Origin of the sequence: Streptodolium elevatio, from assembly GCF_040649515.1 — a bacterium.
In the GTDB taxonomy this organism is placed as follows: domain Bacteria; phylum Actinomycetota; class Actinomycetes; order Streptomycetales; family Streptomycetaceae; genus Yinghuangia; species Yinghuangia elevatio.
Window position 1 is genome coordinate 1 of record NZ_JBEZFP010000076.1, and the last position, 20,639, is coordinate 20,639.

The 20,639-nt window shown below is 72.0% G+C and carries 17 protein-coding genes; 12 read left to right on the forward strand and 5 right to left on the reverse strand.

Going from position 1 to position 20,639, the window contains the following annotated elements:
* The coding region (locus AB0C36_RS26020; RefSeq protein WP_358358105.1) for an acetyl-CoA C-acetyltransferase at window positions 1–1,176 on the reverse strand (1,176 nt) is incomplete at its 3' end.
* Window positions 1,177–1,426: 250 nt separating this feature from the next.
* Here AB0C36_RS26020 and mce point away from each other — a divergent pair.
* The 12 genes from mce to AB0C36_RS26080 all read left to right on the forward strand — a co-directional run bounded on the left by mce (window position 1,427) and on the right by AB0C36_RS26080 (window position 17,872).
* Window positions 1,427–1,864 (forward strand): methylmalonyl-CoA epimerase, encoded by a 438-nt coding sequence (gene mce, locus AB0C36_RS26025; RefSeq protein WP_358358108.1) that lies wholly within the window; start codon window positions 1,427–1,429, stop codon window positions 1,862–1,864.
* A gap of 202 nt (window positions 1,865–2,066) precedes the next feature.
* Window positions 2,067–3,404, forward strand: coding sequence for a crotonyl-CoA carboxylase/reductase (gene ccrA, locus AB0C36_RS26030; protein WP_358358110.1), 1,338 nt, complete (start codon window positions 2,067–2,069; stop codon window positions 3,402–3,404).
* Window positions 3,405–3,732: 328 nt separating this feature from the next.
* Window positions 3,733–8,037 carry a polarized growth protein Scy-related protein gene (locus tag AB0C36_RS26035; RefSeq protein ID WP_358358113.1) on the forward strand — a complete coding sequence of 1,435 codons (4,305 nt, stop codon included), beginning with the start codon at window positions 3,733–3,735 and terminating at the stop codon, window positions 8,035–8,037.
* A 109-nt stretch (window positions 8,038–8,146) separates the two neighbouring features.
* The gene (locus AB0C36_RS26040; RefSeq protein WP_358358115.1) at window positions 8,147–9,085 is read left to right on the forward strand and encodes a coiled-coil domain-containing protein; all 939 of its coding nucleotides are present in this window, start codon (window positions 8,147–8,149) and stop codon (window positions 9,083–9,085) included.
* Window positions 9,086–9,181: 96 nt separating this feature from the next.
* Entirely contained in the window at window positions 9,182–10,501 is a 1,320-nt protein-coding gene (locus AB0C36_RS26045) for an AI-2E family transporter (protein ID WP_358358118.1), read from the forward strand.
* A 202-nt stretch (window positions 10,502–10,703) separates the two neighbouring features.
* Window positions 10,704–11,771 carry an ABC transporter ATP-binding protein gene (locus AB0C36_RS26050; RefSeq protein ID WP_358358120.1) on the forward strand — a complete coding sequence of 356 codons (1,068 nt, stop codon included), beginning with the start codon at window positions 10,704–10,706 and terminating at the stop codon, window positions 11,769–11,771.
* Window positions 11,772–11,774: 3 nt separating this feature from the next.
* A complete protein-coding gene (locus tag AB0C36_RS26055; RefSeq protein ID WP_358358123.1) occupies window positions 11,775–12,764 on the forward strand; it encodes a hypothetical protein in 990 nt (329 codons plus the stop codon).
* Between the two features lie 260 nt (window positions 12,765–13,024).
* Complete coding sequence (locus AB0C36_RS26060; RefSeq protein WP_358358125.1) at window positions 13,025–15,058, forward strand: sensor histidine kinase; 2,034 nt, start codon at window positions 13,025–13,027, stop codon at window positions 15,056–15,058.
* Window positions 15,055–15,492 carry a roadblock/LC7 domain-containing protein gene (locus AB0C36_RS26065; protein WP_358358128.1) on the forward strand — a complete coding sequence of 146 codons (438 nt, stop codon included), beginning with the start codon at window positions 15,055–15,057 and terminating at the stop codon, window positions 15,490–15,492. Before AB0C36_RS26060 ends, AB0C36_RS26065 begins: the two co-directional genes overlap by 4 nt.
* A gap of 5 nt (window positions 15,493–15,497) precedes the next feature.
* The gene (locus AB0C36_RS26070; RefSeq protein WP_358358131.1) at window positions 15,498–15,902 is read left to right on the forward strand and encodes a DUF742 domain-containing protein; all 405 of its coding nucleotides are present in this window, start codon (window positions 15,498–15,500) and stop codon (window positions 15,900–15,902) included.
* Window positions 15,883–16,515: a GTP-binding protein gene (locus tag AB0C36_RS26075; RefSeq protein ID WP_435839119.1), complete on the forward strand. Its 633-nt coding sequence runs from the start codon at window positions 15,883–15,885 to the stop codon at window positions 16,513–16,515. The genes AB0C36_RS26070 and AB0C36_RS26075 overlap by 20 nt, the downstream gene beginning before the upstream one ends.
* Before the next feature lie 100 nt (window positions 16,516–16,615).
* A complete protein-coding gene (locus AB0C36_RS26080; protein WP_358358193.1) occupies window positions 16,616–17,872 on the forward strand; it encodes a styrene monooxygenase/indole monooxygenase family protein in 1,257 nt (418 codons plus the stop codon).
* Between the two features lie 112 nt (window positions 17,873–17,984).
* Here the strand turns inward: AB0C36_RS26080 and AB0C36_RS26085 are convergent, their stop codons facing one another.
* From AB0C36_RS26085 to AB0C36_RS26100, 4 genes are all read right to left on the reverse strand, one after another.
* A complete protein-coding gene (locus AB0C36_RS26085) occupies window positions 17,985–18,485 on the reverse strand; it encodes a hypothetical protein (RefSeq protein ID WP_358358134.1) in 501 nt (166 codons plus the stop codon).
* Window positions 18,486–18,650: 165 nt separating this feature from the next.
* Window positions 18,651–19,499, reverse strand: a complete 849-nt coding sequence (locus AB0C36_RS26090; RefSeq protein WP_358358137.1) for a maleylpyruvate isomerase family mycothiol-dependent enzyme — start codon at window positions 19,497–19,499, stop codon at window positions 18,651–18,653.
* A complete protein-coding gene (locus AB0C36_RS26095; protein WP_358358140.1) occupies window positions 19,496–20,032 on the reverse strand; it encodes a sigma factor in 537 nt (178 codons plus the stop codon). Before AB0C36_RS26095 ends, AB0C36_RS26090 begins: the two co-directional genes overlap by 4 nt.
* A 211-nt stretch (window positions 20,033–20,243) precedes the next feature.
* Entirely contained in the window at window positions 20,244–20,555 is a 312-nt protein-coding gene (locus tag AB0C36_RS26100; RefSeq protein ID WP_358358143.1) for an Rv1322 family protein, read from the reverse strand.
* Between the last annotated feature and the right edge of the window lie 84 nt (window positions 20,556–20,639).

Genomic DNA, 20,639 nt, shown 5'->3' on the forward strand with positions numbered 1-20,639 from the left:
CTCACCCGCGGGGCCGGTACCTCCCGAACATTCCGAAGAACCCGTACGTCCCGCACAACCCGCATGAACGCAATCTGTAACTCGCTCCATCGGCATCAGAACCACGCGGGCGCCCGACATGCCGATCGGGTGGCCCAGCGCGATCGCGCCGCCGTTGACGTTGACGTTGTCGCTGGTGACGCCGAGGTCGCGCATCGACTGGATGCCGACCGACGCGAAGGCCTCGTTGATCTCGATCAGGTCGAGGTCGGAGACCTCCAGGCCCTGCTTGCCGAGCGCGTTCCGGATCGCGTTGGAGGGCTGCGACTGGAGCGAGTTGTCCGGTCCCGCGACGTTGCCGTGCGCGCCGATCTCGGCGAGCCACTCGATGCCGAGCTCCTCGGCCTTCGCCTTCGACATGACCACGACCGCGCACGCGCCGTCGGAGATCTGCGAGGCCGAACCGGCGGTGATGGTCCCGTCCTTGGTGAACGCCGGGCGCAGCTTGGCGAGCGACTCCGCGGTGGTGTCCGCGCGCACGCCCTCGTCCGTCGTGAACTGGATCGGGTCGCCCTTGCGCTGCGGAACGGCCACCGGGACGATCTCGTCGTCGTAGAGGCCGTTCTTCTGCGCGGCCGCCGCGCGCTGGTGCGAGAGGGCCGAGAAGGCGTCCTGCTCCTCGCGCGAGATGCCCAGCTTGGCGTTGTGGTGCTCGGTCGACTCGCCCATCGGGATGTTGTCGAACACGTCGGTGAGACCGTCGTACGCCATGGCGTCGAGCATCTCGATCGCGCCGTACTTGAAGCCCTCGCGCGACTTCGGCAGCAGGTGCGGGGCGCCGGTCATCGACTCCATGCCGCCCGCGACCACGATGTCGAACTCGCCCGCGCGGATGAGCTGGTCGGCGAGCGCGATGGCGTCGAGGCCGGAGAGGCACACCTTGTTGATCGTCAGCGAGGGGACGTTCATCGGGATGCCGCCCTTGACCGCGGCCTGGCGGGCCGGCATCTGGCCGGCGCCGGCCTGCAGCACCTGGCCGAGGATCACGTACTGCACCTGGTCGCCGGTGACGCCGGCGCGCTCCAGTGCGGCCTTGATCACGATGCCGCCGAGGTCGGTGGCGGAGAAGCCCTTGAGCGAGCCGAGCAGACGGCCCATCGGGGTCCGCGCCCCGGCGACAATGACAGAACCGGCCATGACAGTGGCCTCCTAAGAAGGTGAGCCCTGATGAGGAAACTTGCGAGGGGCAAATTGCAGGGGGCAAATTGCGAGGGTGTGGGCGGAAACATACCGGCCGCCAGGTCATGGTCGGCAGGGGTCCCGGTGTGATGGAACGCACGACCCGCCCGGGAGACCGGATGCGGTCTCATTCATAGTGTCGCTCTAGTGTCGCTTCGACATTCAGGGTACCTACCGAGAGGTAACCCGCCAGACCCGGGAGGGCAACGTGCTCACGCGTATCGACCACATCGGCATCGCCTGCCGCAACCTCGACGAGACCGTGGAGTTCTACCGCGCGACCTACGGCTTCGAGGTCTTCCACACCGAGGTCAACGAGGAGCAGGGCGTCCGCGAGGCCATGCTCAAGATCAACGAGACGGACGACGGCGGCGCGTCCTACCTCCAGTTGCTCGAGCCGATCCGCGAGGACTCCACGGTCGCCAAGTGGCTCGAGAAGAACGGCGAGGGCGTGCACCACATCGCCTTCGGCACGGCGGATGTGGACGGCGAGGCCGACGCGATCCGCGGCAAGGGCGTCAGGGTCCTGTACGACGAGCCGCGCCGTGGTTCCATGGGCTCGCGCATCACGTTCCTGCACCCCAAGGACTGCCACGGCGTGCTGACCGAGCTCGTCACCTCGGCGCCGGCCGACGCCGAGCACTGACCACGCGCCGCCGCCGGTCCGCGACAACCCTCCGCGCACCGCACGGCGGCTGACAGAACGTCAACTCGGGGGCGGGATTCCTACGGGCCCGCCCCTTGGCACACCCCGGTCGCGCCCCTTACGTTACCGGTGGGTAATTTTCGGCCGGGCACGGCCGACCGACAAACCCTCACACTCCCAACGCCGACCCTGGAGGCCGACGATGAAGGAGATCCTCGACGCCATCCTCGCTGGGGACACCCCGCAGGAAGCGTACGAAGCCCTTCCCTTGCCCGAGTCGTACCGCGCCGTCACCGTCCACAAGGACGAAGAGACGATGTTCGACGGACTCGAGTCCCGCGAGAAGGACCCGCGCCAGGCGCTGCACATCGAAGACGTCGCGCTGCCCGAGCTGGGTCCGGGCGAGGCGCTCGTCGCGGTGATGGCCTCGGCCATCAACTACAACACCGTGTGGACCTCGATCTTCGAGCCGGTCTCGACCTTCCGCTTCCTCGAGCGGTACGGCCGGACCTCCCCGCTCACCAAGCGCCACGACCTGCCGTACCACGTGGTCGGCTCGGACCTGGCCGGCGTCGTGCTGCGTACCGGTCCCGGCGTGAACGCCTGGAAGCCGGGCGCCGAGGTCGTCGCGCACTGCCTCTCCGTGGAGCTGGAGAGCCCGGACGGGCACAGCGACACGATGCTCGACCCCGAGCAGCGCATCTGGGGCTTCGAGACCAACTTCGGCGGCCTGGCGCACATCGCCCTGGTCAAGAGCAACCAGCTCATGCCGAAGCCGGCCCACCTCACGTGGGAGGAGGCCGCGTCCCCGGGCCTGGTCAACTCCACCGCGTACCGCCAGCTCGTCTCGCGCAACGGCGCCGGCATGAAGCAGGGCGACAACGTGCTGATCTGGGGCGCCTCCGGCGGCCTCGGCTCGTACGCCACGCAGTTCGTCCTCAACGGCGGCGCCACCCCGATCTGCGTCGTCTCCTCCGAGGACAAGGCGCAGATCTGCCGCGACATGGGCGCCGAGCTGGTCATCGACCGCCGGGCCGAGGACTTCAAGTTCTGGAAGGACGAGCGCACCCAGGACCCGAAGGAGTGGAACCGCTTCGGCAAGCTCATCCGCGAGCTGACCGGCGGCGAGGACGTGGACATCGTCTTCGAGCACCCGGGCCGCGAGACCTTCGGCGCCTCGGTGTACGTCACCCGCAAGGGCGGCACCATCGTGACCTGCGCGTCCACGTCGGGCTTCGTGCACGAGTACGACAACCGCTACCTGTGGATGAACCTCAAGCGCATCGTCGGCTCGCACTTCGCGAACTACCGCGAGTCGTGGGAGGCCAACCGCCTGATCGCCCAGGGCAAGATCCACCCGACGCTGTCCCGCAGCTACTCGATGGACCAGGTCGGCCAGGCCGCGTACGACGTGCACCGCAACCTGCACCAGGGCAAGGTCGGCGTGCTGTGCCTGGCGCCCGAGGAGGGCCTGGGCGTACGCGACCACGAGCTGCGCGCGAAGCACATCAAGGAGATCAACCGCTTCCGCAACGTGTGACCCCTCTCACCCGAACCGCACCGAGTAGGGGCGACCGCGGCCTGACATAGCGTTGGCTGGTGCCGCGTCAGGGAATTCGTTGCCTGACGCGGCACTAAGCTTTCCCGGGATCTGACACCATTTCCCTGGTGGACACCGTGACACGCGCGGTGCGGACTACGGTGGCTGCCTGACCGGTCCCAACCGGCAGGAGTGGCCGGGTTCCGACAGATTCCGACAGAATCTGCCGGATCCGGGTGCTCGGGCGGGCTCGTCGGGCCCATCGGGCCGACCGGCCCGGCGTGAGGTTCGGATACGGTGACGGCGCTGGTGAGGACGCGGCCAGGGGATGGAGTGGGACCCCACAGTGCGGGGCTACGACGACCGTTACGAGGTTGACGACGGCCTCGGCCAGATCGAAGCCGAGATGAAGCGGCTGAGGACTGAGCGCGAGGAAAGCGTCGCGCACGCGGAAGACCTCGGATATCAGGTCGAGGTCCTTCGCGCGAAGCTGCATGACCTCAGACGGCAGCTCGCCACCCCGCAGTTCGGCAGCATCGGCGGCCAGGCCGAGCAGATGCTGCGCAACGCCCAGCTCCAGGCCGACCAGGTCCGTGCCGACGCCGAACGCGAACTGGCGGAATCGCGCGCGCACACCCAACGCATCATGCAGGAGGCCGCGCAGCGCTCCGCCCAGCACGAGGCGGAGTGGCAGGCCGAGCTCCAGGCCCGCCGCAGGCGCCTCGAGGAAGAACTCGCCCACGCCCGGCAGGCCACCGAGGCCCGGGTGGGCGAGAACGTCGCCTGGGCCGAACAGGTACGCCAGCAGGCCGACGAACGCGCCCGCCAACTCGTCGAGAGCGCCCGCGCCGAGGCCGAGCGCCTCCTCGCCGACGCGGCCGCCCAGGCCGCCGCGGCACGCGACCAGGCCGGCGGCGCCGCGCAGGCCGCCCGGGCCGAGGCCGACGCCGTCCTGGCCCGCGCCCAGGCCGAGGCCGACCGCATGCTCGCCGTCGCGCAGGAGCGCGCCGAGTCGGTCGGCGCCCAGGTCGAGCAGATCAAGACCGGCACCCGCAACCAGGCCGAGGTCCTGGTCGTCGAGGCCCGCGCCGAAGCCGAGCGCATCCGGGACGAAGCGGTCGCCGAGGCGCAGCGCGTCACCGGCGAAGCCGCCGAGCGCGCCGAGGGCACCTCCGCGGACACCGCCAAGCTGCTGCGCGAGACCCAGGCCGAGGTCGCCCGGCTGCGCGCGGAGGCCGCCGCGGAGGCCGAGCGCCACCACGCGGAGGCGGAGGGACTGCGGGCCGAGGCCGAGCGCCTCAAGGCGGAGGCCGAACGCCTCAAGGCCGAGGCGAAGGCGCTGCTCGACGTCGCCGACAGCGACGCCGCCGAGCGGCTGCAGACCGCGTCCGCGAGCGCCGAGGAACTGCTCGACCGGGCCCGTACCGACGCCGAGGCGCACACCGCCCGGGTACGCGCCGCCGCCGAGGAACTCCTCGACGCGGCACAGGCCGAGGCCGCCGAACTCGCCGAGACCACCCGGGCCGAGGTCGAGCGCCTGCGCGCGGAAGCGGCCGAGGAGGCCGAACGGCTGCGCGGCGACGCCGACGACGAGGCCGAGCAGACCCGCACCGAAGCGGACGCCGACGCCGAACGGGTACGCGGCGAAGCCGCCGCCGCGGCCGAGCGGCTGCGCGACGAGGCCCGGGCCGAGGCCGAACGGCTGCGCGCGGAAGCCGAGTCCGAGACGGCCCGGCTGCGGGACGAGACCGAGGCGCAGACGGCCCGGCAGCGCGAGGAGGCCGAGGCCGAGGCGTCCCGCCTGCGCACCGAGGCCGAGGCCGACGCCGAGCGCCTGCGTACCGAGACGGTCGCCGAGGCCGAGGCGGCCCGCGACGCCGCCCTCGCCGAGGCGGAAGCCGCCCGCGAGAAGGCCCTCGGCGTGCACGCCGACGTCGTCGCCGAGATCGAGGAGCGCCGGGCCGAGGCCGAGCAGCTGGCCGAAGAGGCCGAGGCACGCCTCGGATCCGCCGAGACCACCGCCTCCGAACGCGTCGCGGCGGCCGAGGCCGAAGCGGCCGAACTGCTCGGCAAGGCCGGTTCCGACGCCGACAAGCTGCGCGGCGACGCCGAGGCGCGGCTCGCCGCCGCCGAGACCGAGGCGGCCGAGCAACTGCGGGCCGCCACCGCGAACGCGGAGGAACTGCTCGCCAAGGCCAAGGGCGAGGCCGACAAGCTCCAGGCGGACGCCGCCCGGATGCTCGCCGAGGCGGAGGCCGGCGCCGCCGAGCGCATGGAGCGCGCGACCGCCGCGGCGGACGAACTCCTCGCCAAAGCCCGCGCGGAGGCCGAGCGGGCCACGTCCGAGGCGCGTACCGAGGCCGACGAACTGCGGGCCCGGGCACAGGCCGACGCCGAGGCCGTCGAGGCCCGCACCCGGGAGACCGGCGCACGCCTGGTCGCCGAGGCCAAGACGCACACCGAGGAGGTCAAGGCCCGTGCGGAGGCCGAGGCCGAGGAAGTCCTCGAACGGGCGCGCGCCGAATCGGGCAAGCTCCGCGAGAAGGCGGTCGCCGACACCGCCCGCCTGCGCGATCTGACGCAGCGCCAGCAGGCGGAATCCGCCGAACGTTTGGAGCAGGCGCGCCTCGAGGCCGAACGCCTCGCCTCGGAAGCGGAGGCCATCGCCGCCGAGACCCTCGGCAACGCCGAGACCGGTGCCGCCGACCTCCTCACCACAGCCAAGGCCGAAGCCGAGCGGGTCCAGCAGCAGGCCGCCGAGACGGCCGGGCGCGCCCACGCCGAAGCCGAGGAACTCCTCGCCACCGCACGGGCCGAGGCCACCAAGACCGCCGAGACCGCGGCCCGCGAGGCCGAGGAGCTGCTGCGCGCTGCCGAGGCCCGGGCGACCGAGCTGCGCAACGGCAGCGAGGCCGACCGCGCCGAGGCCGAGGCGACGCTCCAGACCGCGCGTACCGAGGCCGCGACGCTGCTCGACCGGGCCCGCGCCGACGCCGCGGCGCGGACCGAGAGCGCCGCCCGCTCCGCCGACGAACTCCTCGCCAAGGCCCGCACCGAGGCGGAGGAACTCCTCGGCGACGCACGCGGCGAGGGCGAAGGCATCCGCAACGCCGCCCGCCGCGACGCCGCCGAACTGCGCGCCGACACCGAGGCCGCGGCCCGCAAGGCCCGCGAGGATGCGGCGTCCGCGGCCACCCGCACCGTCGCCGAGGCCGAGCAGACCGCCGCCGACGTACGCGAGACCGCGCGCCAGGCCCTGGAGGAGGCCCGCCTCGAAGTCGTCGACCTCCGCGACCGCACGCAGGCCCGGGCCCGCGAACTCCTGGAGACCGCGGAGGCCAAGGCCCGCGAGATCGCCGAGAACGCGCAGACCCGGATGCGCAAGGCGGAGGACGAGTCCGCCCGCCTGGTGCGCGACGCGAAGGGCGAGGCGGAGACGATCCGCGCGGCCGTCGCCGGCATAGAGGAGGCGGCGCACGAGGAGATGGCGCGCCTGCGCACCGAAGCGGAGCGCGAGTTGGCGAAGTCGCGCGACGACGCGCAGACGCACCTGGTGCGGGCCCGCGCCGAGGCGGACGCGACCGTCACCGCCGCGCGCAAGCACGCCGAGCGTCTGAAGACGGACTCCGAGCGTGAGGCCGAGCGCGTGCGTACCGCGGGACGCGACGAGGCGACCGCGACGCTCAAGTCCGCCGAGTCGGACGCCGCGACGATGCGTGAGAAGGCCAAGGCCACGCTGGAGAAGGCGGTCGACGAGGCCGAGGAGACCCTCGTCAAGACCAAGGGCCACGTCACCGAACTCGTCGCGCAGGCCCAGCGCAAGGCCGAGCAGCAGCTCAAGGCCGCGTCCGAGGCGGCCGCCAAGACCCTGGCCGACGCCGAGGCCGAGGACGCCCGTCTGCGCGCCGAGGCGGCGGCGGTCATAGAGAAGGCCCGCGCCGACTCGGACAAGATGATCGCCGAGACGCGCCGCGACACCACCTCGACCCGCGAACGCGCCGACAAGGAAGCCGAAGAGGCCGTCGAAGGCGCCCGCAAGCAGGCCGCCGAAAGCCTCCAGGCCGCGGGCAAACGTGTGGACGCGCTCGTCGAGGCCGCCGAGGAACAGTGCGCGAAATCCGTTGCGGACGGCGAGAAAGCCAAGTCCGAGGCGATGGAAGAAGCCGACCGGATCCGCGACAAGGCGAGCTCCGAGGCCGATAGGGTACGTATCGCCGCGGTCAAGAAAGCCGAGGCGCTGCTTTCCGAGGCGGAGCAGCGGCTCGCGGACGCCCAGAAGGGTGCGGACGACCTGCGCGCCAAGGTGGCCGAACAGATCGCCGCCGCACAGCGCGAGGCCCAGGCCGTTCGCCGGAAGACCGCGGCCGACGCCGACAGGATTCTGGACGATGCGCGGAGGGAGGCGGAACGGCTGCGCAGCGAGGCCCGCAGGGAAGCCGAGCGATCGCGTGCCGACGGCCAGCGCAAGTTGGACGAACTCAACCGACGCCGCAAGGACATCGCGACGGAAATGGCCCGCGTACAAGGCGTTTTGGACGCTTTGGCCGCACCGGCGGGTTCGTCGGCCGGGAAAAGCGGCAACTCAGCTCCTCGCACCGGCGGGGGCGGGTCGAGCACAGCACCACCCGATTGAGGGATGAATGCCGGTTGTTCTCCGCCGCGCAGGTCGATGAGCCGTCTGTTTCGTGCCAGGATTCCACCCGTCACCTCATCCACAGCACCGGTCATACGACAGGAACCCCATGAGCGACACAAACTCTCCGCACGGCTTCGATCTCGTCCGCCGAGGGTACGAGCGTTCGCAGGTCGACGATCGCATCACGAAGCTCGTCTCTGACCGGGACAGCGCCCTGGCCCGCATCTCCGCGCTGGAGAAGCGGATCGAGGAACTGCACCTCGAGAGCCAGAACGTGCAGGCCCAGCTCGCCGATGCCGAGCCTTCCTACGCCGGCCTCGGTGCGCGCGTCGAGAAGATCCTGCGCCTGGCCGAGGAAGAGGCCAAGGACCTGCGCGAGGAGGCCCGCCGCGCGGCGGACCAGCACCGCGAACTCGCCGAGGCGGCCGCCCAGCAGGTTCGTGCCGAGGCCGAGCAGTACGGCAAGGAGCGCAAGGCCAAGGCCGAGGACGAGGGCGCCCGCATCCTCGACAAGGCCAAGACCGACGCGGCCCAGCTGCGCGCCGAGGCGAACAAGGACGCCGCGACCAAGCGCGAGGAAGCGGACGCCCTCTTCGAGGAGACGCGCGCCAAGGCCGCCCAGGCCGCCGCGGACTTCGAGACCAACCTCGCCAAGCGCCGCGAGCAGTCCGAGCGCGACCTGGCGGCCCGTCAGGCCAAGGCCGAGAAGCGCCTGTCGGAGGTCGAGCACCGCGCCGAGCAGCTCCGCCTGGAGGCGGAGAAGCTGCGCACCGACGCCGAGCGCCGCTCGCGTCAGACCATCGAGACCGCACAGCGCCAGGCGGACGACATCGTCGCGGACGCCCGCGCGAAGGCCGACCGCATCCGCAGCGAGTCCGAGCGCGAGCTCGCCGCTCTGACGCACCGCCGCGACAGCATCAACGCCCAGCTGACCAACGTGCGCGAGATGCTCGCGACGCTGACCGGTGCGGCGGTCGCCGCGGCCGGCGGGGTCGGGGACGACGACGACAAGCTGAGCGGTGTTCCCGCCCAGCAGACCCGGTAGTTCGCCCGCACGGGTCCGTACGTTTGGCGCGACGCTGTAGAGGTGGCCGTTCCTTTTCGGAACGGCCACCTGGCGTTTCCGCCTAGAGTCTGGCCGGTGAACACCGAGACCACGCCGGACACCGCGGACGACGAGGCCGCAGGGGGCACTTCCACGAACGCCGACGACACCGACACCGACGGCACGGGCGGCACGGCCGCCGGCGCCACCGGCGACACGAGCGGCAAGGCCGCCGGCGACGCCGGGGGCAAGGCCGCCACCGACAACGCCGACGCCGGCAAAGGCGCGGGCGCGGGCTCGCGCACGGGCGAGCAAGGCGATGCCGCCGCGTGCGACGACGAGGGCAAGCCCGTCGTCCCCGCGCCGCGCTTCGGCCATCCCGGCCGCCCGCTGCGCCGTACGTCGCCGTTCTACATCGGATTCGTCGGCGGACTCGGCCTGATCACCGCGTGGTTCCTCGCGCAGGCATTCGCGGGCATCAAGGACGTGCTCGTCCTGATCCTCATCTCGTTCTTCCTGGCCGCCGGGCTGAACCCGTTTGTCGAACGCCTGCAGAAGCTCGGACTTCCGCGCAAGTGGTCGGTCGCGACCGTGGCGATCTCTTTCCTGTTGGTGATAGCGGGGTTCATCGCCGCCATCGCGCAACCGCTCACCGAACAGACCACGGACCTGATCAACAGCATTCCGGACAAGCTCACGGAGCTGCTGCACAACGAGCAATTCAAGCGCCTGGACGAGAAATACGCGATCATCGACAAGGCCAAGGAGGCGGCCGCCAGCGCCAACACCGCGGAGAGCGTCGCGGGCGGTCTGCTGGGATTCGGCAAGCTGATCCTCAACTCGGTCTTCGACACCCTGACCGTGTTGTGCCTCACGCTGTACTTCCTGGGCTCGCTGCCCAGCATCAAGGAGGCGATCTACCGCCTGTTCCCGTCGTCGCGCCGGCCGCGCGTCCGGGCACTGGGCGACGAGATCATCGGCGGTATCGGCGGCTACGTCAACGGGATGCTGCTGGTCGCGTCCTGCGCCGGGGTCTCGTCGTACGTCTTCCTCGTGATCCTCGACCTGGAGTTCGCGCTGCCGCTCGCGCTCGTCGTCGCGCTGACCGACCTGATACCGATGATCGGCGCGACCATCGGGGCCGTGGTGGTCTCCGCGGTGGCGTTCTTCGACTCGCCGGGCAAGGCGCTGGCGTGCGTCATCTTCTACGTCGCGTACCAGCAGTTCGAGAACTACCTCGTGTACCCGAGGGTCATGAAGCGCGCGGTCAACGTGCCGCCCGCGATCACCATCATCGCGGCGCTGGTCGGCGCCGCGCTGTTGGGCGTCACCGGGGCATTGCTGGCCATACCGATCGCCGCGGGAGTACTGCTGATCCTCCGTGAGGTGGTCACGCCACGCCAGGACCAGGTGTGACCCCGGGAGGACCCCTAGTCCGCAAGGATGACCGGAGGGAGTTCCCTCGACCTTCGGAAGGTCGAGGATCCGCCCCCAGGGGACACGACCTGATCTCCGCGGTTCTCTAGGGTTGGTGACGGCCGCCCGGGTGCCCGCGGCAGGTCCCCCCGCCGTGGCACCCCGGCAACACGCACATGCCCCCAGCGACTATGAGGACGAGATGATCGAAGCCCAAGGCTTGACGAAGAGGTACGGAACCAAGCTGGCGGTCGATCAGCTGTCCTTCCAGGTCCGTCCCGGCACGGTCACCGGATTCCTCGGCCCGAACGGGGCGGGCAAGTCCACGACGATGCGGATGATCCTCGGCCTGGACGCGCCGACGGCCGGCCACGTCCTGGTCAACGGCCGCCCGTACCAGCACCTGTCGGCGCCGCTGCGCGAGGTCGGCGCCCTGCTGGACGCGAAGGCGATGCACGGGGGCCGCAGCGCGTACCACCACCTGCTGTGCCTGGCGCAGAGCAACGGGCTGCCCAGCCGCCGCGTCGACGAGGTGCTGCAACTGGTCGGCATCACGGCGGTGGCGAAGAAGCGTACGCGGGGCTTCTCGCTGGGTATGGGCCAGCGCCTGGGCATCGCGTCGGCGCTGCTCGGCGACCCCGGCATCCTGATGTTCGACGAGCCGGTCAACGGGCTGGACCCGGAGGGCATCCTCTGGATCCGGAACCTGATGAAAGCGCTGGCCGCCGAGGGCCGCACGGTGTTCGTCTCCAGCCACCTGATGAGCGAGATGGAGGTGACCGCCGACCACCTGATCGTCATCGGCCAGGGCCGGCTGATCGCGGACACCTCGATGCGCGACTTCATCGAGCACAACTCGCAGGCCTACACGGTCGTGAAGTCGCCGCAGGCCGACAAGCTCGTCAAGCTGCTGACCGCCAAGGGCGGCCAGGTCACGCCGGAAGGCACCGAGGGCGCGCTGCGCGTCACGGGCCCCGCCCCGGCCGCGATCGGCGACATGGCCGCCGAGCACGGGATCGCGCTGCACGAACTGTCGCCGCGGTTCGCGTCGCTGGAGGAGGTCTACATGCGCCTGACCCAGCACTCGGTCGAGTACCGCGCGGGAATGCCGGGCGCGGGAATGCCGGGGGCGGCACCGCACAACGGCGGCGCGCCGCAGGGCTGGGGACCGCCGCAGCAACAGGGCTGGGCACCGCCGCCCGGACAACCGCAGTTGACCCCGCAGGCACCGTCGGCACAGCAGGCCCCGATCCAGCGAAGCGAGGGCTGAGCCATGGCCAACCCCACTCCCCAACCGCCGCAGCAGCCGCAGCCGCCGCAGCACCAGCCGTCCGCGATGCCGCAGGTGCCGCAGATGGCGCAGCAGCCGGTGCCCGCCGGCGCGTACGCGGGCGGCCCCGCCTTCGGCGGCGCTCCGCAGGGCCCGCCCCACGGGAACGGGCACGGCAACGGGCACTACCCGCCGGTCCCGGCGCCGCAGGGCCAGTACCGGCACGAGCACACCGGGAGCCTGCACTTCACGCGCATGCTCCAGTCCGAGTGGACCAAGATCCGTACGGTCCGCTCCACGATGTGGTCGCTGATCATCATGGTCGTGCTCATCGTCGGCATGGCGGCGCTACTCGGCGGCACCGTCACCAACGAGGACGAGAGCCCGGACCCGAGCGTGTCGTTGTCCCTGATCGGCGTGATGATCGCGCAGATCGCGGCGGCGTCGCTCGGCGTGCTGACCATCTCCGCGGAGTACACGACGGGCATGATCCGCTCGACGCTCACCGCGTACCCGCGCCGCCTCACGGTGCTGGCCGCGAAGACGGTGGTCTTCGGCGTGCTGATGTTCGCGGTCGGCCTGGTGGCCTGCTACCTCGCGTACCTCATCGGCGACTCGATGTTCCCGAGCGACGTGGTGCGCGACTCCACCAACAAGGAGGTCGTGAAGGGCGTCGTCGGCAGCGCCACCTACCTGGCACTGATCGGCCTGTTCAGCCTGGGCATCGGAACGATGCTGCGGCACTCGGCCGGCGCCATCACCACCGTGCTCGGCATCATGCTGGTCCCCTCGATCTTCGGCGGGTTCATCCCCGGCAAGGCCGGCGAATGGGTCGTCAACTACTCGCCGATGACGCTGCTGATCAACATGGTCGCGCCGGCGGGCGAGATCGACTCGGCGCTGAACGCGTGGCCGGGCATGCTCCTGATGGCCGGGTACGCCGCCGCGGCGCTTGTCGGTGCCGCCGCGCTCCTCAAGTCGCGGGACGTGTGAGCGTCCCGACGACACGGCGCGCGGTGGGTGCCCGCGTCGGGCAGGCGGCCGAAACGGCGTACTCCTGACCGCGCGTACGACACTTCCGCGAGGGTGTCGAGGCCCCGTCGGACGGTTTCCGTCCGACGGGGCCTCTCCTTTTGCCCATTTGCATACGGTTGCGTACAGCCGTCCATGGCAAAGGAGTTGTCGGAACCGGGACCATACGGCCCGGAAGTGTGAGGATAGGATCGCTAGCCATGTTTCGGGAGGGGACGAAGATGGCCGGGGGAAAGCGGGGCCGGACCGGTCCGGGCGCCGATCCTGAGCGGCTTGCGGGCGGGGTGCCCGAGCATGCCGTCGACGCCGTCAGCGCCCCCGCGATCGCCGTCGCCACGGCCGCCGCCGTGCTCGGGGTGATCGCCGCGGTCATCTCGGTCCTGACCCTCGCCTCCGACGGTTCGGCGCTGCACGCCTCGATCGTCGCCCTGCTGTACGTCCCCTCGATCGTCCTGGGGGCGATATCCGCGCTGCTGCAGCGGCGCTTCGTGGCCCGTGAGGTGGCCGCGCTGCGTGCCGAGATCTCGCGGCGCGACGACGCGCAACGCCGGCTGACCGACGAACTCGAACGCCGCGGCGCCGAGATCGCCGACCTGACGCGCCGCCAGCAGCTGCTGCTCGCCGAGGACGACCTGCTGCGCGAACGCATGCAGGAGTCGTTCGTCAACCTGTCGATGCGGTCGCTGACGCTCGTCGAGCGCCAGCTCGACGTCATCGAGAAGCTGGAGCACACCGAGGAGAACGCCCAGCGCCTCGAGGACCTGTTCCGCCTCGACCACCTCGCGACGCGCATGCGCCGCAACAGCGAGAACGTCCTCGTGCTGGCGGACGCCGACGAACGCCACGGCCACCGGCCGCCGGGCACGCTGCTGGACGTCGTCCGCGCCGCCGTGTCCGAGATCGAGTACTACGAGCGCGTCGACATCGGGCACATCCCGCGCGCCGAACTCGCCGGGCACACCGCGGACGACATCAGCCACCTGCTCGCCGAACTCCTGGAGAACGCCGCAGCCTACTCGCCGCCGAGCACCCGGGTCAGCGTCGCGGGCCGCACGCTGGAGAACCGCGGCATCCTGCTCACCGTCGAGGACGAGGGGTTCGGCGTGCCGCCGGACCGGCTGCCCGAGCTCAACGCGCAGCTCCAGGGCGGCCGCGCCGCGGCGTCCTCGTCCGATCTCGCGGGCCTCGGCGTCTTCGTGGTGGGTGCGCTGGCGGTACGCCACGGCCTGCGCGTGCAGTTGCGCCCGCGCCGCGAGGGCGGCCTCGCCGCGATCGTCATGCTGCCCGCCGCGCTGCTGCTCGGCTCGTCGCCGTCGGCCGCCGACATCAGCCACGAACGCGCCGTGGAACGCGCGGGCCCCTCGGGTGCGGGCCGGCGTCCCCCGGCGGCGGCGAGCAGGTCCACGCTCCAGGAACGCCACCAGTCCGCGCCGAAGCCGGCGGCAGCGGCAGCGGAGATGTCGGCGCTGGAAGTGTCGGCACCGGAGATGTCGGCACCGGCGGTGCCTGCCGCGGCCGAGACCCCGGCGGCCGCAGCCGCCGCTGCCCCCGCGTCCGCCACGCCCGACACCGCGCCGCCGACGCCGATCGGCGAGACGGGGCACGCGACGGGCACGGGCGGACCGTCGCCGCTGCCGAGGCGTCCGGGCAAGATGGACGCCGACAAGCGTACGAAATCGGGCAGTTCGCCCACGCCGGGCAGCGCGCTCCCGCAGCGGTCCGTGCCCGGCAAGGCGAAGGCCGCCGCGACCGAGGCCGCTGCGGGCACATCCGCACCGCCAGCGGACGCCGCAGGCGGCCCTCCGCCGCTACCCAAGCGCTGGGTCGCCCGGGGGGTGGACGAGACCGCCCAGTTGCGCGCGATCGATCCGCGCGAGGTCGGGACGCCCGGCGGCATCGAGCCGTCCGGTCCGCAGCCCGCGGCAGCCGATCCGCAGTCGCTCGCAGCCGATCCGCGCCCCGACGCGGGGGAACCACGGACGGTCGCAGGGGAACCGCGCCCCGGCCTCACCGACAAGGGCCTGCCCAAGCGCGTGCCGCGTACCCGGCCCGCCGACGAGGCGCCCACACCTGCCGTGGACCCCGCGCCGCAGCGGGACAACGGACCTGTCGCCGCCGAGGAACTGCGGCGTAGGCTCAGCGGCTTCCAGATGGGCAGCGCGGCCGCCCGGCAGGCCGCCGACGACGACATCGCGGTCCCCCCATCCACCAGCAGGCGATCCGCCGCACCGGAACCCGGAGGTGAGCACCGGTGAACACCCAGGACACCGCCGTCGTCCACGTGAAGTGGCTGGTGGACGGCCTCGCTCGGGACGTCCCCGGCATCCGGCAGGTGGTCCTCGTCTCGTCGGACGGGCTGCTGCTCGCGTCGGCGGGCGGCAGCGACTCCGGCGGCGAGCGCCTCGGCGCGATCGTGTCCGGGCTGGTGAGTCTCGCGCAGGGGGCCGCCCGCGTCATGGACCTCGGCGAGGTGCGCCAGGAGATCGTGACGATGGCCGAAGGGCACGTCGTGGCGATGTCCATCAGCGACGGCTCCTGCCTCGGCGTGCACGCTTCCAGCACCGGCGATCTGGCCGTCATCGCCTATCAGATGACAGCATTTGTACGCAGGGCCGGGCACGTTCTCACCCCGGCCCTCCGCGCCGAGCTCCACCGCAGCCACGAACCGGGCGCCACACCAGGGAGGTAGTCGCGATGGCCGCTGACGACGGGGGACGGGGCGGGCTCGGTGGGCGGACCGGACGGGTACGCCCGTACGCCCTGACCCGCGGTCGCACCAGCTACAGCGAAGTCCTGTTCGTGGAAACCCTGGTCACCTCGCTCGACTGCGAGCCCGGCACGGAATCCGGTGCCGAGTCGCCGCTCGACGTCGGGCGCGACGACATGCCGGAGGTGCGGGCCATCATCGTCCTGTGCCGGGGCGTGCGCTCCGTCGCCGAGGTGTCCGCCCTGCTCGGCCTGCCGCTGGGCGTCGTCCGGGTGCTCATCAGCGACCTGGCCGCCCAGGGGCGCATCAGCGTGTACCAGACCGCCGGCGAAGCCGGACCCCCCGACCGCGCACTGCTCGAAAGGCTTCTGGGTGGACTACGCAGGCTCTGAGGCGATTCCCGCGCACCGCATACCGCCGCTCCCGCCGCCCGTGGCGGGGCGCGGCGGGGGCGCACCGCCCATCACCTCGACGAAGATCGTCGTGTCGGGCGGCTTCGGGGTCGGCAAGACCACGCTCGTGACGTCGGTGTCCGAGATCGAACCGCTCACCACCGAATCGGTGATGACGGTCATGAGCGAGGCGACGGACCGGCTCGACGGATTGCCGGACAAGGTGACCACGACCGTGGCGATGGACTTCGGCCGGGTCACCCTGGACGACGACCTCGTGCTGTACCTGTTCGGCACGCCCGGTCAGGGCCGGTTCCAGTTCATGTGGGACGACCTGGTGCGCGGCGCGGTCGGCGCGGTCGTGCTGGTCGACACCAGGCGGGTCGAGGACTGCTTCCCGGCGGTGGACTATTTTGAACGGAGCGGGCTGCCGTTCGTCGTCGCGATCAACACGTTCGACGGAGCGCCGATCTACCCGGTGGCGGATCTGCGCGAGGCACTCTCGCTGCGCCCCGCGACGCCGCTGGTGGAATGCGACGCGCGGGACCGGCACAGCGCCGCGCAGACGCTGGTGACGGTGGTGGCGCACGCGCTGGCGCTGATCGCGCGTTGAGCTTCCGGGCCGGTGCGGCGGGTTTCCGCCGGGCTCGACCCGGGTGCGGTGGGAGGACCCGGACCCACCGGTATTTCCTGTGCACGGAAGCGAGTTCGCCTTGCGGAAGATCCTGGTAGTCGGTGCCGGCCAGGCCGGCCTCATGCTCGCGCTCGGCCTCCAGGACCGGGGTTACGACGTGACGGTCGTCTCGGACCGCACGGCCGACGAGATCCGCGGCGGGCGGGTCATGTCCACGCAGTGCATGTTCGGCACCGCGCTGGCCCACGAACGGGACTTCGGCCTCGACCTGTGGGCGGGGGCCGCCCCCGACGTCCTGGGGCTCGGGGTGTCGGTGGCGGGTCCGGACGGCGGACGGGCGGTCGACTGGGTGGGGCGGCTCGACGCGTACGCGCACTCGGTGGACCAGCGGGTCAAGATGGCCGCGTGGCTGGACCTGTTCGCCGAGCGGGGCGGCAGCGTGGTGGTGCACCCGGTGGGCGTGGCCGATCTGGAGTGGTACGCGGACCGGTTCGACCTGGTGCTGCTGGCCGCCGGGAAGGGGCCGCTCGCGGGCATGTTCGACCGGGATCCGGAGCGGTCGCCGTACACCCGGCCCATGCGGTCGCTGGCGGTGTCGTACGTGCACGGCCTCGGGCCCCGCCCCGAGCACGACTTCCCGGCCGTGCGCTGCAATCTGGTGCCGGGGGTCGGCGAACTGTTCGTGATACCGGCGCTGACGCTGTCCGGCCCCTGCGACATCCTGTTCTTCGAGGGGGTGCCGGGCGGGCCGCTGGACGTGTTCCAGGGCGTCCGCGACCCGCAGGCACACCTGGACCTCACACTCCGGCTGATGAAGCAGTTCGTGCCGTGGGAGTACGACCGGGCCGCGGGCGGTGTGGCGCTGACCGACGCGCACGGCACGCTGTCCGGCCGCTACACGCCGACCGTGCGCCGTCCCGTGGTGGAACTCGCGTCGGGCGGTCTGGTGCTGGGCGTCGCCGACGTCGTGGTGGCGAACGATCCGATCACCGGCCAGGGCTCCAACAACGCGGCCAAGTGCGCCGCGCTGTACCTGGCCGCCATCGAGGCGCGCGGCGCCGGGAAGTTCGACCGGGCGTGGATGACGGAGACCTTCGAGGCCTACTGGGCGCATGCGGCTGCCGTCACGAAGTGGACGAACGCGATGCTGGCGCCGCCGCCGGCGCACGTGCTGACGCTCATCGGCGCGGGTACGGCGCACCAGGCGGTCGCGGACCGGTTCGCCAACGGCTTCGACGATCCGGCGGACTTCGAGGAGTGGTTCTACACCCCGGAGCGGGCGGACGCGTACCTGGCCGCGCTCGGCGGGCCGTCGGGGGCCGTGGGCGAGCCCTGAAGGCGGCGCCGGAAACGGGGACCGGTCCGGAGACGGGCCGGACACTGGGCCGGAAACGGGACCGGCGAAGGTTGGAGACCGGGTCGGAAACGGGGACCGGTCCGGAGACGGGTCAGAGACAGCTCCAGCAGTACAGGCGGTCGCCGGCATCGCGGGCCCGCCGGGCCAGCGCGACGAACTCGGCGACGAGTTCGGCCAGGTCGCCGTCGAGGCCGGCTTCCCGCCCCCAGCGCGCGGAGATCTCCGGCAGGCGCGCGTCGTCGGCGTCGGCGAGCCCGTCCAGGGTGCGCTGCCCCAGCTCGTCGATCCACGGCCCTTCGCGCCACGGCGAGCCCTCCGGGAGCGTCGTCCACTCGTCGCCGGTCGGCGGAGTGGAGGACGGCCACACGGACACGAAGTCCAACGCGGTGACGGTGGTGAAGTCGGTCGACTCCCCCCGGATGATGTCGACCAACTGGGTGAGCATGACGGCGTGGTCGATGCCCTTGGCGTCCAGCGCGTCGAACACCGGTTGTCCCGGGCCGCCACGCCCATTGGGTCCGCCGTCACGCTCCAGCGCGCGTATTGCGGCACCGGCGTCCGGCGCCCGGAAATAGTCGAAGAGAACACCCATGCCGAACTCTTCTACCACGTTTGTCGGTTCACGGGGGTCACCCGGAGGGATGGCTCTCGGACGGCTCAGTGGTGGCCGCCAGGCGGCTCGGGGAAGCCTGTCGAACGGTTCTTGGTGCGCTCCGGGGCGGCCCCGCACGGTCAGAGGGCAACACGCACGGGAGCCCTACAGAATCGCCAACGAGGCCACTGCGGCCAGCGCCGCGGCCGCGGTCGCCGGGTCCCCGTGCACCTCGACGTCGATCTCGTCCATCCTGCGGTTTCCGCCCAGGAGTCGGCAGAAGTCCGAGGAACTCAAACGCAGTTCGGCCGAGGTCTCACCACTGCCCAGTGCCGCGGTGACCGCCCCGGGCCCGTCGATCACCAGCACGGCGCCGATCTGCGACTTCAGCAAACCCAGTGTGGCGACGCCGAGTTCGACGAGCAGCGCCATGGGTTCGGGCGACGGCTCCGGGAAGCGCCTGCCCACGGCCCGGCCGATGTCGTCCGCGTGCAGCCACGTCTCGAAACCGCGCGCGAGGTAGGCGTCGGCCAGCGGCAGTATGCGTCCCGCGTACTGGACAGGCGTCTCGTCGCGCTCCCGGGCCGCCCGGCACTTCAGCAGGCTCCGCGCCTGCGCGCGCCACGCGTGCCAGCTCATGCGGTACGGCCTGCCGTGGTGCCGGGCCATGATGTAGCGGCTGCGGCCCTCCCACTCGCCGACTGGCCCGCCGAAGTGCTGCATCGACGCGAACGGGCCTTCGTACGGCGGCAGTCGGATCGCCTCGGGCACGCCCGCGGCGGCGCACACCGCCCCGTCGCCGGCCATCAGGTGCACGACCGTCTGCTGCACATCCCAGTCGTGCACGACCTGCGTCGCCCACTCCTCGCTGCTGAGGTCCCGCAGCAGGGCGTCGAGCCCCGCGAACGCCTCGGCGAACGCGCGCGCATGCGCTCCGGTCGGGATCGACGGCTCGCGTCTGCGCAGGGCCTCGGCGACGACACGCCCCCGTACCGCTGCCGGCAGCCCCGTCATGAGCGCGCCTCCGTCCCGTCATCCGCCACCGCGCCCGCGCCGTCGCGGGCCGCGGCGTCCCACCGCACCAGGCCGATTCGGACCCGCTCGGCCACCACGCTCTCGACCACGCCCAGCTTGGCGGCCACTTGGCGGTACGTCAGCCCCTGGAAGTACGAGAGCTCCACGACGTCCCGTAAGTCCGGCGCCAAGCCGGCCAGGGACGCCGCGACGGCGTCCTCGTCCGGGGATTCGCCGCCGACCCCTGCCGCGGATTGGCCGCCACGGCCGACGCGTTCGACCGCCCGCCGATGCGCGGCGGCCACCAGCCACGCCGCCAGCGACCACTGCAACGGGTCGTAGGCGTACGGGCGTTCCCACAGGGCGACGAAAACCTCGCAGGCCACGTCCTCGGCGACGGCCGCATCCGCCGTCACCCGCAGGGCCACTCCGTACACGAACTCCGCGTAGGCGTCGTACACCTCGCCGAGCACCCGCTCGTCGCCGAGCAGCAGTCCGCGGTGGTCCATTCCGTCGTCACGGCTGTCCGGCACGCCCCGCCCCACGGCCACCCCACCTCAGTCCGCCCACGGCCACCCCGAGCAACCCCGGATCACCGAAAACGGTACGCCCCAAGCCGCCTTCCCGCACAGACCCGCGGGCCCTCACCACCGGTTCCGGCGACGTCGCGGCGAAGCATGGCTGTCCGCGCGTACCGCGCCGGGGTCAACGGACAGGGTCAACGGGCAGGGTCAACGGGCGGGGTCAGCGGCCGGGGCGGCGGCGGAGGTGGCGGTTGCCGCGGTTGTTCCAGCAGGCGCGGTGCCAGTGGCGGCGGTCGTCGACCGTGCCGAGGCCGTCCGCGCGCCACGCGACGACGTGCGGTACGCCGACCGGGATCTCGTGGTCGCAGCCGGGGCAGCGGTACGTCTTGGTCGCAGCGACGCCGGAGACCGGGCGGACGATCCACTCGCCGTCGCGGCCCGACTCCCGCGACTCCAGCCCGAACCACCCGCCGCCGGAGCCGGCCCCCGGGTCGGGGCGTTCCGGTCGCGGCGGGCGATTTCGACGTGGCACGGGAAAAGGGTAGCGGGACGAGGCCGGGGACCGGCTGCCGGACGCGCGAAGGCAGGCGGACGCGCGAAGGCCGGCGGGCCCCGT